This window comes from Vibrio sp. YT-16, from assembly GCF_033337405.1.
In the GTDB taxonomy this organism is placed as follows: Bacteria; Pseudomonadota; Gammaproteobacteria; order Enterobacterales; family Vibrionaceae; genus Vibrio; species Vibrio alginolyticus.
The window spans coordinates 1-13,479 of sequence record NZ_JAWOQQ010000025.1 but is presented as its reverse complement, the minus strand read 5'-3'; the positions used below and the strand labels follow the sequence as shown (position 1 = coordinate 13,479).

16 protein-coding genes are annotated in these 13,479 nt (G+C 41.5%); 13 read left to right on the top strand and 3 right to left on the bottom strand.

Features of this window, described 5'->3' with window-relative positions:
• Positions 1 to 115: 115 nt before the first annotated feature.
• Positions 116 to 880 carry a replication initiation protein gene (locus tag R7F07_RS23315; RefSeq protein ID WP_140344402.1) on the bottom strand — a complete coding sequence of 255 codons (765 nt, stop codon included), beginning with the start codon at positions 878 to 880 and terminating at the stop codon, positions 116 to 118.
• 681 nt (positions 881 to 1,561) lie between these two features.
• On the opposite strand from R7F07_RS23315, the gene R7F07_RS23310 reads away from it, so the two are divergent.
• From R7F07_RS23310 to R7F07_RS23280, 7 genes are all read left to right on the top strand, one after another.
• A complete protein-coding gene (locus tag R7F07_RS23310; protein ID WP_265572493.1) occupies positions 1,562 to 2,563 on the top strand; it encodes a DNA-binding protein in 1,002 nt (333 codons plus the stop codon).
• A 112-nt stretch (positions 2,564 to 2,675) separates the two neighbouring features.
• Positions 2,676 to 3,122: a RadC family protein gene (gene radC, locus R7F07_RS23305; protein WP_265572492.1), complete on the top strand. Its 447-nt coding sequence runs from the start codon at positions 2,676 to 2,678 to the stop codon at positions 3,120 to 3,122.
• A gap of 42 nt (positions 3,123 to 3,164) precedes the next feature.
• On the top strand, positions 3,165 to 3,503 hold the full coding sequence (locus R7F07_RS23300) for a helix-turn-helix domain-containing protein (RefSeq protein ID WP_238966462.1): 339 nt from the start codon (positions 3,165 to 3,167) through the stop codon (positions 3,501 to 3,503).
• Positions 3,504 to 3,629: 126 nt separating this feature from the next.
• Complete coding sequence (locus R7F07_RS23295) at positions 3,630 to 3,899, top strand: hypothetical protein (RefSeq protein ID WP_140344400.1); 270 nt, start codon at positions 3,630 to 3,632, stop codon at positions 3,897 to 3,899.
• 87 nt (positions 3,900 to 3,986) lie between these two features.
• Positions 3,987 to 4,742, top strand: a complete 756-nt coding sequence (locus R7F07_RS23290) for a ParA family protein (protein ID WP_318110566.1) — start codon at positions 3,987 to 3,989, stop codon at positions 4,740 to 4,742.
• The gene (locus R7F07_RS23285; protein ID WP_318110564.1) at positions 4,742 to 5,890 is read left to right on the top strand and encodes a ParB/RepB/Spo0J family partition protein; all 1,149 of its coding nucleotides are present in this window, start codon (positions 4,742 to 4,744) and stop codon (positions 5,888 to 5,890) included. The genes R7F07_RS23290 and R7F07_RS23285 overlap by 1 nt, the downstream gene beginning before the upstream one ends.
• A 54-nt stretch (positions 5,891 to 5,944) precedes the next feature.
• Entirely contained in the window at positions 5,945 to 6,235 is a 291-nt protein-coding gene (locus R7F07_RS23280; protein WP_265572489.1) for a hypothetical protein, read from the top strand.
• 83 nt (positions 6,236 to 6,318) lie between these two features.
• Here the strand turns inward: R7F07_RS23280 and R7F07_RS23275 are convergent, their stop codons facing one another.
• On the bottom strand, positions 6,319 to 7,005 hold the full coding sequence (locus R7F07_RS23275; protein WP_229625175.1) for a SprT-like domain-containing protein: 687 nt from the start codon (positions 7,003 to 7,005) through the stop codon (positions 6,319 to 6,321).
• Positions 7,006 to 7,329: 324 nt separating this feature from the next.
• Here R7F07_RS23275 and R7F07_RS23270 point away from each other — a divergent pair, with 324 nt between their 5' ends.
• From R7F07_RS23270 to R7F07_RS23245, 6 genes are all read left to right on the top strand, one after another.
• Positions 7,330 to 7,821, top strand: coding sequence for a hypothetical protein (locus tag R7F07_RS23270; RefSeq protein WP_265572488.1), 492 nt, complete (start codon positions 7,330 to 7,332; stop codon positions 7,819 to 7,821).
• 3 nt (positions 7,822 to 7,824) lie between these two features.
• Positions 7,825 to 8,346 carry a plasmid mobilization relaxosome protein MobC gene (gene mobC / locus R7F07_RS23265; RefSeq protein ID WP_265572487.1) on the top strand — a complete coding sequence of 174 codons (522 nt, stop codon included), beginning with the start codon at positions 7,825 to 7,827 and terminating at the stop codon, positions 8,344 to 8,346.
• Positions 8,339 to 9,325, top strand: a complete 987-nt coding sequence (locus R7F07_RS23260; RefSeq protein ID WP_265572486.1) for a relaxase/mobilization nuclease domain-containing protein — start codon at positions 8,339 to 8,341, stop codon at positions 9,323 to 9,325. The genes mobC and R7F07_RS23260 overlap by 8 nt, the downstream gene beginning before the upstream one ends.
• A 539-nt stretch (positions 9,326 to 9,864) precedes the next feature.
• Entirely contained in the window at positions 9,865 to 10,389 is a 525-nt protein-coding gene (locus R7F07_RS23255) for a hypothetical protein (RefSeq protein WP_265572485.1), read from the top strand.
• A gap of 408 nt (positions 10,390 to 10,797) precedes the next feature.
• Positions 10,798 to 11,211 (top strand): S24 family peptidase, encoded by a 414-nt coding sequence (locus R7F07_RS23250; RefSeq protein WP_029838628.1) that lies wholly within the window; start codon positions 10,798 to 10,800, stop codon positions 11,209 to 11,211.
• Positions 11,211 to 12,467 carry a Y-family DNA polymerase gene (locus R7F07_RS23245; RefSeq protein ID WP_318110563.1) on the top strand — a complete coding sequence of 419 codons (1,257 nt, stop codon included), beginning with the start codon at positions 11,211 to 11,213 and terminating at the stop codon, positions 12,465 to 12,467. Before R7F07_RS23250 ends, R7F07_RS23245 begins: the two co-directional genes overlap by 1 nt.
• Positions 12,468 to 12,601: 134 nt before the next feature.
• On the opposite strand, the gene R7F07_RS23240 is transcribed toward R7F07_RS23245, so the two are convergent.
• Positions 12,602 to 13,318 carry a hypothetical protein gene (locus tag R7F07_RS23240; protein WP_140150431.1) on the bottom strand — a complete coding sequence of 239 codons (717 nt, stop codon included), beginning with the start codon at positions 13,316 to 13,318 and terminating at the stop codon, positions 12,602 to 12,604.
• Between the last annotated feature and the right edge of the window lie 161 nt (positions 13,319 to 13,479).

Below are 13,479 nucleotides of genomic sequence, written 5' to 3'. Positions count from 1 at the left end.
AGCCATCGGAGAAAGTGTTGCTGTTAGGCAGGTTCCAACACTACGGAGAAAGTGTTGCTGTTTGCTCCCGGAGAAAACGTTGCTGTTAGATCTATTATCACCGGAAGCATAACAACTAAAGTAACAAAGCAGCTTTAGGATCGTACCGCAATTTGAAAATCACGTGTGTATATGCCCTTCCCTTTCCCTCTCGCGTCAACACAAACCCTTTTTTATCTGGATCAGTAGGAACCCAACAACCCTCTGATTTTTCGATAATATCCGCTATAGGCTTCTTAATGGTCTTTCTGACAAGCGCCTCAGTCCTTTGATATTCACCGTCTTCAAGCCCTATGTAATCCCTATAATCTTGGATCTTAAACTTAATCTCTTTACTAGGATTGTGTTTCCATTGAGACAACGCTTTTAGTAATCGGCGCTCATAACGACCGCTAAGGGAAACAAACAACTTAAAGTCTATTTCTGAAAAACCAGCTTCAACATTTTCAGCAAGCAATTCAGCCACACTAGGAGACATTTCTATAAAGAACGGTTGCCCCATGTGATAGCGAACCCGCGATATAGGAGAAAAAACGTCAAAGCCTTGATCTGATGAATACGAAACATCGCGCTTTACCAGAGATCTAGCGGCTGGCTCTAGAGTTTTGCGCAAATTATCAACGGAGCATTGAAACAACGTTGTCAGTTCTTCTTCTGAAAACTCAAATTGATAAGGTATTGGTTTCTTTTCAAAATCATCGCTTTGCTTTGTTTGAGTGCTATTAAAGCCCACAACTTTTGATATTTCACACAACACGAGAGCAAAAACATCTTGTTCAGCAGCGCCAAGAGCAGCAGGAAACACATTGATTGGCTCCCTGAATTTACTAAGTTTTTTCATAATTAGACCTAACCAACAAATATTTTTCTTGTGCCTTGAATGATTACAGCAACAAATTAAAAAGTAAAGTTGCTATTTGTGTTTTTTGGGATGTTGGTCAAATCTTATCCACACTATCTGTTGATAAGTTGTTGAACTGGCGGAGAAAGTGTTGCTGTTAGTACGGAGGAAAAGTTGCTGTTACCGGAGAAAGTGTTGCTGTTTAACGGGATCTTACGGAAGATCTGTTGCTGTTAGCGGAGAAAGTGTTGCTGTTTAACTCTAAAAACCTTTCAAATACATTGAGTTACAAGCCCCTAAAAAGATCTAAAAACTCTTTAAAAACCTTTAAAAACTTTATTATTAAAAACAAACTGATCCATTGTGAATAACTAAGCATTTCAGCATTGATGCTTGTCTGATGGAAAAGCTATTGATGCAAGGAGACGCATCAACAAGCTTTACCACAGCCAGCATAACACCTCCCTACTTGCTTCAAGTAACGCTCCGCTATCAATAAGTTTTTTTATTTTTTTATGAAAACACCAAAAGCCAGGCTGTTTACACGGTTCATCAATACAGTGTCACTTTGTCACTTATAGAATTGGTTAACTCACAATCAAATTGTTTAAAAAATAGCATAAGAATAATAATTATATTATTATTCTTATTATTATTCGAGCACAAATTAAAGGTGAATTTATGACGCAACCAGGTATCCCAAGCGAAATTAGAGATCGTATCTTTCAAGTAGCAAATGAGCTTTACGACGAAGCAAACAGAGAAAAAATGCCTACTGTTGATCAAGTTAGGAGAGCAGCTAAAGCAGATATGAACACCACTAGTTCAGTAATGAGAGAATGGAGAAAACAACAAACAAGCCAAGTTGCACCTGTTATTGTCACCGTTCCTGAGCGCGTTCAAGATGAATTTCAAGGGGCGATTGCTTCTGCCTGGAATATTGCTCAAGAAGTTGCTAACGAAGCCTTACATGCGGCACAAAAAGGTTGGGATGATGAAAGAGCAGAAGCCGAACAGCTACGCAGTGAAATGGCTCAAGCGTTTGAGGTTCAATCTGTAGAACTGGAAGCCAAAACCAACGCCCTATCTCAAGAGCTGGAATCTCATAATCAAACAAAATCCGAATTAGATCAGGCTCGAAAGCAGCTACAAGAACTAACGGATCAACTCCATGATAGAGAAACTAAACTGGCAAGTGCTGAGAGTAAGATTATAGGCCAGGAAACCCGCATTACTGAGTTAAAGTCTGAACTAATGGAAGCGAACAATCAGAATAATAAACTCCAAAATAAGCTAGGACAAACAACAGAAGACCTTGCAACTAGCCAAGCTGAGAACAAGGCCAGTGCTAACCGAGCAGAAGAATACCAGGCTGATATTAAAGCGTTACGAAGCCAGTCTGATGCTGATCGTAAACGCCACGAGAAGCAACTTGAAGAACACCAGGCAGAAATTAAAGCGTTACGAAGCCAGTCTGAAACTGATCGTAAACATCACGAGAAGCAGCTTGAAGAACGCCAGGTAAGGATTGATACCAGCAGTCAAGAGTTAGTTGAAGTGAGAAGCAAGCTCGATGCTGAAAGGGAAAAGCTCAGTACAGCTATAGAGCAAAGAGCCATGCTAGAAGGTGAGTTGAACGCATTGAAAGATAAGGAAAAAACAAAAGGAAAGGCTGAAAAATAATACTCAAAAAAACGCTCGATATGTGAAAATAAAGTAGACGCCGCCCCAGTGGGGCGGTATAATTACTATGAAAGGTCGGGAATGGTTCCATGACCTGTAACGGAGAATCGCTATGTTTACACCAGACGAGCAACACATCATTGACCAAGCAGCCGCTATTTTTGCAAAAAAAATCAAAACTTGTGATGCCTTTACCAGCCCTGATCTAGTTAAAGGCTTTTGCCAAACCCGCCTTGCTACATCTGAGCGTGAAATTTTCCTGCTGCTAATACTCGATAATCAGCACCGACTAATTGAGGCTGTAGAGCTTTTTCAGGGAACGATTGATAGTGCCTCTGTATATCCGCGTGAGGTTGTAAAGTCCATTCTCAAGCATAACGGGGCGGCCTGTATCATCGCCCACAACCATCCCTCTGGCGTTGCAACCCCATCTAATTCTGACCGCCGCATAACGCAAAGAATAAAAGACGCGCTGGCTTTGATTGATGTTCGCACTTTGGATCACATAGTGGTTAGTGTTGAAGAAACTTATTCTTTCGCTGAACATGGGATAATTTAATTACGACTGCGCGGCACAGTGTGCCGCGCTAAGGCTTTTAATATGAGTGAAAATAAAACGCTATACAGCAATCTTGAATCGCAAATTACGCTCGATGATTTAATGAACTCTCAATGCGCTTTGCCTTTGAGTGATCCCGATTATATTTCACCAACGCCCGAGCAAATAAAGTGGTTACGGGCCTATCTCGGATTATCTCAAGCCAAATTAGGCTATTTTCTTGGTAAGACGGTAAGCTCAAAAGGCTGTTCTATTGTGCGTAAATGGGAAACCGCAAGTGATAAAAAGGAACACCGAGAAATTGATGCAAACGCATGGCGCAGAATGCTATATGCTGCGAATTTAGCAAGTCCCGAAGATGATATTAAGCGAGTTAGATAATCAATCAAATATGCCAAAAAATAGCTTGATATGATACCGCTAGTGTATTATATTGTGTGTATAGGCATTGAGCACCACCACTTAGTTCAATGCTGAGTTAACCCTTCGACTATTGAGGATAAAAACATGACTTGTAAAAATTGTGATGCCGGAATTTGTCAAAATCGCTGTGATGTTAATCAGCTCGAATCCCCTCTTAACGCATCAAAGCAACAGCTTCTGTCTGTTCTGAATACGCAATTCAAAGGCGAAACATTTACGCACTTCGCTGTAATGACATGGGCCACACGCGACAACCTGGAAGGCTGGAAAGAAGCTTGGGCTGAAATGGTTGCATCAGGAGAGCTTGTTTTTGTAGAACAGCGCACGTTGGGTGCGCGTTATAAAGTCGCTTAATTAGTAATACGGGCTTTTTCGTGCGCACGAAAAAGCCCATAATTGCGGCAACATAGAAGACATTTGAATCAAAGAAGGATTAGAACCATGCAGACCATCACGGTATCCAATCAAAAAGGTGGCCCAGGTAAAACAACAATCGCTCTACACCTGGCCATGTTTTTGTCGGAGCAAGGTAAGCGAGTGCTTTTTATTGACCTTGACCCTCAAGCCAATGCTTCAAAAACGCTAAAGGTTTTTCACTCGGTTTCAGAGATAGTCGCTAGTCAATTATTCAATCAAGAAGTAGTTAGTGTTGAGCCGCAAGAGCGCATCACACTGATTGAAGCTGATGAAGCAATGGCTGATATTGAACGTGCTCAACCTCAAGTGTTAGCGCAATTCAAAAAGAACGTAATCAACCTAAGTGAGTCTTTTGATTATTGCGTCATTGATACCCCGCCAACTTTAGGTTTGCGCATGACTGCCGCACTATTAGTTGCTGATCACGTGTTAGCTCCAATCGAGCTAGAGGAATACAGCATTGACGGTATCACGAAAATGTTAAAGACCATTTTTGGCGTTAAAGAGAAATGGAACCCTGACCTAAACTTTTTAGGCATGTTGCCAAACCGCTTTAACTCTCGCTCTTCCGATCAGAAAGAGACACTAACAAGCCTTATTCAAAACTACTCTCACTTGCTTATTCGTGCGCGAATTGGCATCAGAACGTCAATCCCTGCGGCATTAAAAAACGGCGTTCCTGTATGGGAAGTAAAAGGAAGTTCATCAGCTCGTGAAGCTGGTAAAGAGTTTCAAGAAGCATTCCGCATTATCTTTGAAAAAATGGGAGGAGTTGAATAATGACTACGGATACTAAAAAGAAAGGTGCTGATTTATCAGGGCTAGATGATTTCAACCTTTCAGATCTAATGAGTGGCAGCTCGAAAAAACAAGAGAGCCAAACACCAGAAGTTACAGTTGAAGCGGGTAGCATTTCTTATGCGCCATTAGAAAACTTCCATGAAGACCCGGACAATGCGAGAAAGGAATTTAACCTTGATAAACTTCAAGAGTTGGCCGATTCAATGGAACAGATCAACCCAACTACCGGAGAAAGGCGCGGTATTCTCGAACCATTATCTTGTAAGCGTCATCCGGACATTCCAGGCAATCTAATTATCTTGGGTGGCAACCGTCGATTTAGGGCGGCGGGTATGGCTGGACTTGATCAAGCTCCTTACATTATTAAGAATGAATTAGACGACTTTGATAAATTCGTCCTTAATGACCAACGCGAAAACCTTAGTCCTCTCGAAGTGGCGATGTTCATCAAAAACCGCTTAGATGCCAAACATAAAGCGGGTGAAATTGCTAAGGCACTTGGCCGTCCAGCGTCTTATGTATCAGACCATAAAATATTCTTTGATATGGCTGACAGCATTCGTGATCTTTATGACAGTAACTTATGTCGTTCAATGCAAGCGTTAGCTTTGCTGCATCGTGCTTACAAGAAGAACCCTAATGAAATTGATGCTTACTGCTTGCAAGCGTCAGAGGATAGCCAAGAGTTGACCACTTCCCAGGTTAGAAAGTTTCTAGAGTCCTTGAAAGCCCCAACTAAGAACGACTCACCGAAACCACAAAAGCCGGAACAGGAACAACCAGGTGCAACAAGTGACGAAGAAGAACAATTGTCATTTGATGGCGTTAATGCTTCTGAGAGCAGCACAGAGGACGAAGCGGAGCAAAGCTTTAATGATACCTCTGAATTTCAGCAAGACACGGATACCACTAATTTAGACAGCCAAGCCGATGCACTTTTAGCACAGTCTGATACTGACAAGATCAAGAAAGCTATCATCCAAGTTCAATATGATGAACGTGCAGCTCGATTGATTACTAATCGTCGCGCAGCATACGGTCTAGCATGGATTAAATATGATGATGATGGCGATGAAATCGAAGTGGATTTAAACCTGGTCAAACTGGTAGCTGTTATCGAAGTGTAAACATGTATCGCCCTTCATTGGGCGATATTTCTATCTGTCATAGGGTTACTTGTCATGACCGAATATGCAGCAATATTGATGAGTCATAGCGGCTGTTACATCACCAACAAGAACAACTCAATTCGTTTTATCCCGCTTGGCCATCACCCCGACTTTCAATCTGCCATTTCTCACGCTTGCCAAAGTTTAGATTCAGTTGAAATCTATGCTGGCGTATTAAAGACGAATAAAGCATTAAGGTATTGGGTTGCATCACGCCGGGAGTTAGCCGAAGCATCACAACAGTTGTCCAAAGCGATCAGGGAATCTGAGGAAGGAAAAGAAGAAAATGAAGCCGACGAATAGAGACCAATTAGCGAAGCGCAGCGAGTCTATTTGTCTCTAATCGTTGGCCAGTAAGACCCGCAGGGGCGCGCTAGTACAAACCATTAGCACGCTTCAAAAGTCACATCACAATCACCGCAAATCAAGTTCAGTGAAGGTTTACCCCACACATTCACGCCGCACTCAGGACAAGTGAATTTTGCTCTAGTTTGCTTTTGTTCTGGCATTTCCATCAGCATTTCACTTAGCCCTTCGGCCATATCTCCAACTGTACCGTTCTCGATGGCAGCTTGAAGTTTATCCCTGTCTGGAAACTTATCAGCCCATGATATACGAAAGTCGCCAGTAAGTAGGGATTGGCAAAGATCATCAAAAACACTTCCTTCGATAATGTAGTCGGCCATTTTGTCGCCTGTCTTATCTCCCCCTGGCTGACCTGTTGATGATGGCATCAAACCGATGCTTTCCATCTTATTGGCCCACTCTTTATTGTGGTATCCACGGCGTCCAGGCTTTCCAAAATGGTACTGCCATAAGTGAGTCATTTCATGCACCAGAGTTTGCATTACTTCTTCCGGTGGACATACCGCGAAGTAAGCCGGGTTCATCGCTATTTCATCAGTCTTATCACCATCACGACTAACAAACCTTTCAGGGGAGAAGTAACCGTATGTTTTTTTCTCGCGCTGTAGGGTGATCAGGCAATCAGGCAATTGGCTATCAAATAGATTTTCATTGAAGTAATCGTATGCAATTTGTAATTCGTCGTAGGTGGTTTCTGTCGGCTTCATTTGGCGTCCCTATTTTTCTTTTTGTGTTTTTGGTTTGTACAATCCAAATTATGATCGCTACCTTTTGGTTGTGCACTCGTTTTTATATCATTTTATATTTTTGGATTGTGCTATCCAATTCAACTAAGCCACATCAAAAAGGCAAGCCCCGCAGGGGCGCGGCAGCTCTGCGAAGTCAAAAAGCGATTTTCGTACGCACGAAAAGATTTGGGGGGGGGGGGGGGGGTTAAGGCTAAGGCAGGATTCGCAAAGTGCTGGCAAAAAGTACCAACTTTGCATATACTCCCCCCATGCCCCCCAAATTACTATTAACAAGGAGTGTTTATGATCGAAGCTAATCAAGTAGAAACAAGCGCCATTGGTGGTGTTTCCTTTACACGATTTCGCCTATCTTGGGTTGCTTATCTACGCCCTTTACTAGTTCTGCCTATCTTGTTAGGCATCACTTTTTTGCTTGCTGGTTTTCACCAGGCAATCATTTACGTTGGTTCGGCGTTGGCTGTTTTGCTGACGATTTACAAAATGGCACTACTCAAAAGCACATACCTTTTCGCAAATGACGAAGGGGTTTGGGTGTACAGTGGGATTTTCCCCTGGTCACGTGGTGCAGGTGGTGTTCGATGGCGAGACATTGACGACGCCCAATTCACTACTGGATTTATCAATTGGCTGTTCAAGGCATACACCATCAAAATCAATCACCGATTTACAAAAGTTAATGAGATTTCATTACCTCTCGTTAAGAACGGTGATAAAGCAGTAGACCGCATTAATGCGCTTCATGGTTCTTATCTGCGAAATGGTGGAGGCTATTAATTTATGGCTCAAACGAAAGCGCAGCTTACTGATCAAGAAAAAGCAGCTTGGAAGCAATTTTGTGAGAGTAGCGGAACAACGGAATCAGAAATGATTAGGATGATGATTAGTCGCGTTTCAGAAGGGATTATTCAAGATACCGATGAAGCTTATAAATCAGATCCAAAATCAGGAAAAATTACCATTCGGCTTTCTGCTTCCAATCAGAACAAGCTAACTAAACGTGCAAGGCTTGAAGGGTATCCCAACAGAACAAAATGGACTACAGCAATAGTTTTAGCTGCTTTACACAAAGAGCCTGTTTTATCTGAATCAGAAATTGCGGCCTTGCGTGAGTCAAACCGAGAACTGGCCGCGATAGGGCGAAACCTAAACCAAATAGCACGTACTTTAAACATCGAGTTTAGAGAAGGGGATAGGTTAAAGCTTGAAGCTGTAGAAGCCCTCACAGCTCGAATTGAACAACATAAAGATAGCGTTGCCACATTGATAAACAAAAACATGAATAGGTGGAATGATGAGTAGCCTAGTTCACGATACGATTTCTGATTTACTCGATGGTCATGTAAAGAACAAATCGAACAAGACTGGTAATCTTGCACGAGCAAAAAAGATTGCTAATGGTGCGCCGGAAGTGATGGTTAAAATTAGTGGCCATACCAAAGGCGCTGATCACGTTAAAGCTCACCTGGATTACATCAGCCGTAATGGAAAAATTGAAATTGAAGATGAAAGGGGAGAAACGTTAAAAGGTAAAACTGCGGTTAGGGCGCTTGCTAAAGATTGGTCACAAGACCAGGGCAAGAAGCGAAAGAATAGCCGAGACACAACGAATATCGTTTTATCAATGCCATCTGGAACCGAAGCTAAAGACGTAAAGAACGCTGCTCGTGCTTTTGCGAAAGAACAGTTTAGTGATAACTATCAATATGTGTTCGCATTGCATACCGACACGGAAAGTCCACATGTTCACTTGACCGTGAAAAACTTAGGTTATGATGGCCGTCGATTGCATGTTAAGAAAGGCGACCCGCAAACCTGGCGAGAAAAGTTTGCAGCTCAATTAGAGCGCCGAGGTGTAGAAGCTGAGGCCACATCGAGAGCCACGCGAGGTGTGATTAAAAAGGGTGTTAGTCAAGCAATTAAACACATCAGAGAACGAGGTTTTACGCCGGAAGTAGACCAGGCAAAAATTAAAGAAATCATTGAAGATTTCAACCATCAACGAAACGGTGAACCCACTAAACCTAGACCTTGGGAAGATAAAATTCAGTCTCGACAAACTCACGTTCGCAAAGCCTGGTTAACGGCTGCAAAAGAGTTAAGTAAGAGTGAAAGCCAAGACGATCAAGAGTTAGGGAAAAGTATTGCGACCTTTGTTAGTGAAATGCCACCAATGAAGACTGAGCGTCACGAACTACAGCAAAAGGTTGCTGAATCTATCAAAAATAAATCACAGAACCGCGACAACAAGCAAAGCGACCATGAACAGGATGAACGATGAACGAACAATATAACCTGGAAGATTACCGGACAGATCTCTTGTGGGAGAGTAATAAAGTCTCATACTAAACAGTCAAGCAACCCTGCTCGCCCCGTTTAAGATTACACATGACCAAAAATAAAGATTCATACTAATTGCTACTACCAAGTCCGAATCAAACTACAACTGAGTATTAAAGTATCATACTCGTTGTAACTCACTTCTGGACAAAAGCTACTTAGGGTAATCACGTAAACTAGGGAAATGCGGATCACTTTAAATATGGAAAAGTCGCTTAGTGAGTGTCCAGTTTCTCAGGTGCAGATTATGCCTTCCTCTTTTGATACTTGTGCTACGGTCAGGTTATGGGGTGGCAATAACTTTTGAGGACTGTCTCTTTTCGCTCTATTAAGTATCGTTCCACATGCTCCCTTTACGCCCTAACTGGTTAAAATTTGATAGTGCCATCTATACTGCCAGATGGGGCTAACCTGCTGTTATGTATGCAGTACATTGGTCAATCATGGTATGTTTAACCATTAATTCAATTTTGGGCTCTTATGAAAGAATCAACAGTAACATTGATAGTTATAGTTTTCCTGATGTTAGTTAGCTTTTATGGAGGTATGGCAACTAACGCCTCTGATCTCACATCATGGGAATTCTTGAAGGACGTTTCAACGATTGCTGCTGGAACCGCGACTGTTGTTGCTTCCTTTGTTGCGTTGTTCGCTCTACGTTCATGGAAAAAGTCCGCTTCGCAAAAACTAATAACTGACACGGTTGTTGAAATAGAAGAGCGTATAATCAGGCTTTATTTTGAGTGTAGTCGCTTGAGAGAAGCGAGCAGTCTTACCGATGAAGTAGATGCCGAAAACTACAAACGAATTATCATTCTTTCTACGAAACTTAGACTAAGAGGATTTAGTCCTCCTGAGCTAGTTTCATTGTTAGAAGCATGTGGAAACGTGACTAGCAAAGTGTTCATTGAAGATGTTGAGATAGACGTCAAGGAAATACCTAAACATGACTTAGAAAACCTGCTGAGGTCACTTAAAATTTTCATTAGTATATTTGAAGTTTAAGACCCATAGATTATTAGACTCTGAATAGGCACCGAACCAGTAGACACTAAAAATCATTACTGAAACTAGGTCAACTTTAAGCCATCAGACATCACAATTTGAAAGTTGATAGCTTGGAATGGGGCATAAATGCTTCAGCCAAACTCGCAGTATCAAAACTCTACAATAGCAATCGACGACTAACCCGAAGCGTAAAGAAAGTCCCTTTACACCCTACCCTCTTTTCAAGCATTTTTATCGGTGTATGTATATGAAATTGGCGAATTATTCACGGTAGGTAGCCCTACTGCCGACCCGATACATCCTAAAACACTTAGTAGGATAAGTGCGTTATTTTCTCTCTAATTCCCTTGACGATCAAACTGTTTAGCCTCAAAATAACTGTATATATGTACAGTTATTTTTATTATGAAAGTTATCCCTATCTTAGCAAGCGCTGGTATTACAGGCTTTGAAAGCCCTGCTGCTGAATACAGACAACTAGGAATGAGCCTTGATGAACTGCTAGTTGAGCATCCAAGTGCTACATTCATCGGACAAGCAATGGGGGAATCTATGCAAGAGATTGGCATTTTTGATGGTGACTTGTTGATTGTAGATCGTCACGTTGCCGTCCAAAACCTTGATGTAATCGTGGCCAATTATAATGGTGAGTTCGTTTGTAAAATGCTAGATATGACACGTCGATCACTCTTATCTGCAAATAAAGCAATGATGCCTATCTGTATTCATGCTCAAGATACATTTTCGATTGAAGGTGTAGTGATTCGATCTATCCGTTGTCACCGCCCAAGCTATTTACTCTCATCTCGTAGAAAATAATGTTTGCCCTAGTTGATGCTAATTCCTTTTATTGTAGTGCTGAACAAGTTTTTAGACCCGAGTGGAGAGGTAAGCCCGTAATCGTTCTGTCGAATAATGATGGCTGTGTCGTTGCAGCTAATCGTCAAGCTAAAGAAGCAGGTATAGCAAAGTTTAAACCTTACTTTGAAGTCAAAACATTGTGTGAGTTGAAAGGTGTAATTGCTCTATCATCTAATTATGAACTTTACGCAGATTTGTCGTCCAAAATGATGGATGTTATCGGGCGGTTTGCGCCTGAGCAATATGTATACTCCATTGATGAATCATTTCTTTCCTTTCATCGCTGCTTTCCTGCCATTAAAGACTTACGAGAACATGGCTCTTTAATCCGACGAGCCGTTTGGAAAGAGTGTCGATTACCAGTATGTATAGGTATGGGAACAACGCTAACCCTCGCCAAAATTGCCAATCATGCAGCTAAAAAAATTCAAGGCTGTAAGGGCGTTTGCGTTATCGACAATGAACATCAGCGTACCTCTATATTAAAGCAGCTAGAAGTTGGTGATGTATGGGGAGTGGGCAATAAAATATCAACACGATTAAAACATATGGGGATTAACTCGGCTTATGATTTGTCTCAGTATGCCCCAGAACAAGCCCGTCGGGAATTTTCAGTAGAAATTGAAAGAACCGTTCGTGAATTAAATGGTGTCGTTTGCAAGGGCTGGGACACAGCTAGAGCTGATAAAAAGCAGATTTACTCAACTCGTAGTGTTGGAACAAGAATCACCGACCTTGAACTACTGAAGCAAGCACTAAGTAAACACGCCGCTATAGCAGCACGTAAAGCACGAAATCAAAAGTCGCTGTGTAAAGCTATGCTCTGTTTTGCTTCCAACTCCCCATTTGATGATAAACCTCAGAGCTTCCGTATAGTTCATCATTTTGCATATCCAACTGCTGACTCAATGCAGTTGGTCAAAATTGCTACGAAGGCAGCAACACAATTGTTCAAACCAGGTGTACGTTATTACAAAATTGGCATCGGTTTGATCGATCTAGTTAATGGGCAGCACGAACAATTAGATCTGTTAAATCAAACCCCGAGTAATGATAAGTTAATGAAAGTGTTTGATAGTCTTAATAATCGGTATGGCACTGATACGCTTTTTGTTGGTTCCCAAGGCATAGAGCAGAAATGGAGCATGCGGAGAGAAATGCTTACTCCGCAATACACAACCAACTGGCTAGATATACCTAAAGTAAGGTGTTAACAGTTCAATTCTTAACAAAGGTGTATTTTCTGTGAGCTGCGTTAGTACACCTTTGGACAAAAGCACGTTAGAGTATGGGTTCTAACGTTCGAGATTTGGATTAGAAAAAGTATTTTGAAACCTTAAACGCTTTGTTAGCCAACTTTGCATTGTTTAATTATTTCTTTTGGAACAAAGCAGTATTTAGACGCCTCATCGACTATTTCAGGGTATAAATACAATGGTGAGTTTGAACCATATTCCCGCGCTGAACAATCGATATCATCTTGCTCATCTATAGAGAAATATGAATTCTTCCATACCAATGCATCTCGGCAGTAACTTTCTTGATCAGCAAAAACTTTTTCTAAATAGCCATCCTCGATTTCCGAAGCATTCTCTGTGCGTAATAGATTTGAGTCCATAGAAATCAGTTCGTTGCATAAATTGTAAGAATACAGATCATATCGACAAAAACGCCTAATCTCGTTTACTGCACGATCTAGTAGAAGTAATTCTTTATGTCCTTTACTCCACCAAGAAACCTCAAAGTAGCGATACCTTGCACCATATTCTTCGAGATCAGATAGAAAAGAAGCTACTTCTCTAGATAATTTTAACTCTTCTTTTTTGGGAAGTAGATTAATCGACTTTATTACTTCATGTTGGATTCTGCCTTGGTTAGACTTCGGAACACGCTGGAGAATGAGTAAACACTTAGCATATTTCTCTAATGCATGCAGAGCACTCCACCTAAACTGTGGCAACAGCTCAGCACGAAAAGCCATCCGAGCATTAATATAATCTCTATCTGCCGTATCTCTAAACGAGCGAATTGCAAAATAATTTATTTTGTCTGCTATTTCAGACATCAACTGATTCCTCTTGATTTATCTGGTAACTCGAGATGTTGGCTAACGCCCGCTTAATTGGTGAGCAACGCAATACGATGTTTCCGGGGTCTGAAGCCCAATGGAACGAAAACGTACTATAAGGACTTCCTCCCGATGTCAATGGGTGCTCTGAACGCAAT

Coding starts and splice junctions, on each gene's coding strand:
- R7F07_RS23250 (WP_029838628.1), top strand. CDS start 10,798: ATGAAAGTTATCCCTATCTTAGCAAGCGCTGGTATTACAGGCTTTGAA.
- R7F07_RS23310 (WP_265572493.1), top strand. CDS start 1,562: ATGACGCAACCAGGTATCCCAAGCGAAATTAGAGATCGTATCTTTCAA.
- mobC (WP_265572487.1), top strand. CDS start 7,825: ATGGCTCAAACGAAAGCGCAGCTTACTGATCAAGAAAAAGCAGCTTGG.
- R7F07_RS23290 (WP_318110566.1), top strand. CDS start 3,987: ATGCAGACCATCACGGTATCCAATCAAAAAGGTGGCCCAGGTAAAACA.
- R7F07_RS23240 (WP_140150431.1), bottom strand. CDS start 13,318: ATGTCTGAAATAGCAGACAAAATAAATTATTTTGCAATTCGCTCGTTT.
- R7F07_RS23300 (WP_238966462.1), top strand. CDS start 3,165: ATGAGTGAAAATAAAACGCTATACAGCAATCTTGAATCGCAAATTACG.
- R7F07_RS23315 (WP_140344402.1), bottom strand. CDS start 880: ATGAAAAAACTTAGTAAATTCAGGGAGCCAATCAATGTGTTTCCTGCT.
- R7F07_RS23280 (WP_265572489.1), top strand. CDS start 5,945: ATGACCGAATATGCAGCAATATTGATGAGTCATAGCGGCTGTTACATC.
- R7F07_RS23260 (WP_265572486.1), top strand. CDS start 8,339: ATGAGTAGCCTAGTTCACGATACGATTTCTGATTTACTCGATGGTCAT.
- radC (WP_265572492.1), top strand. CDS start 2,676: ATGTTTACACCAGACGAGCAACACATCATTGACCAAGCAGCCGCTATT.
- R7F07_RS23245 (WP_318110563.1), top strand. CDS start 11,211: ATGTTTGCCCTAGTTGATGCTAATTCCTTTTATTGTAGTGCTGAACAA.
- R7F07_RS23285 (WP_318110564.1), top strand. CDS start 4,742: ATGACTACGGATACTAAAAAGAAAGGTGCTGATTTATCAGGGCTAGAT.
- R7F07_RS23255 (WP_265572485.1), top strand. CDS start 9,865: ATGAAAGAATCAACAGTAACATTGATAGTTATAGTTTTCCTGATGTTA.
- R7F07_RS23295 (WP_140344400.1), top strand. CDS start 3,630: ATGACTTGTAAAAATTGTGATGCCGGAATTTGTCAAAATCGCTGTGAT.
- R7F07_RS23275 (WP_229625175.1), bottom strand. CDS start 7,005: ATGAAGCCGACAGAAACCACCTACGACGAATTACAAATTGCATACGAT.
- R7F07_RS23270 (WP_265572488.1), top strand. CDS start 7,330: ATGATCGAAGCTAATCAAGTAGAAACAAGCGCCATTGGTGGTGTTTCC.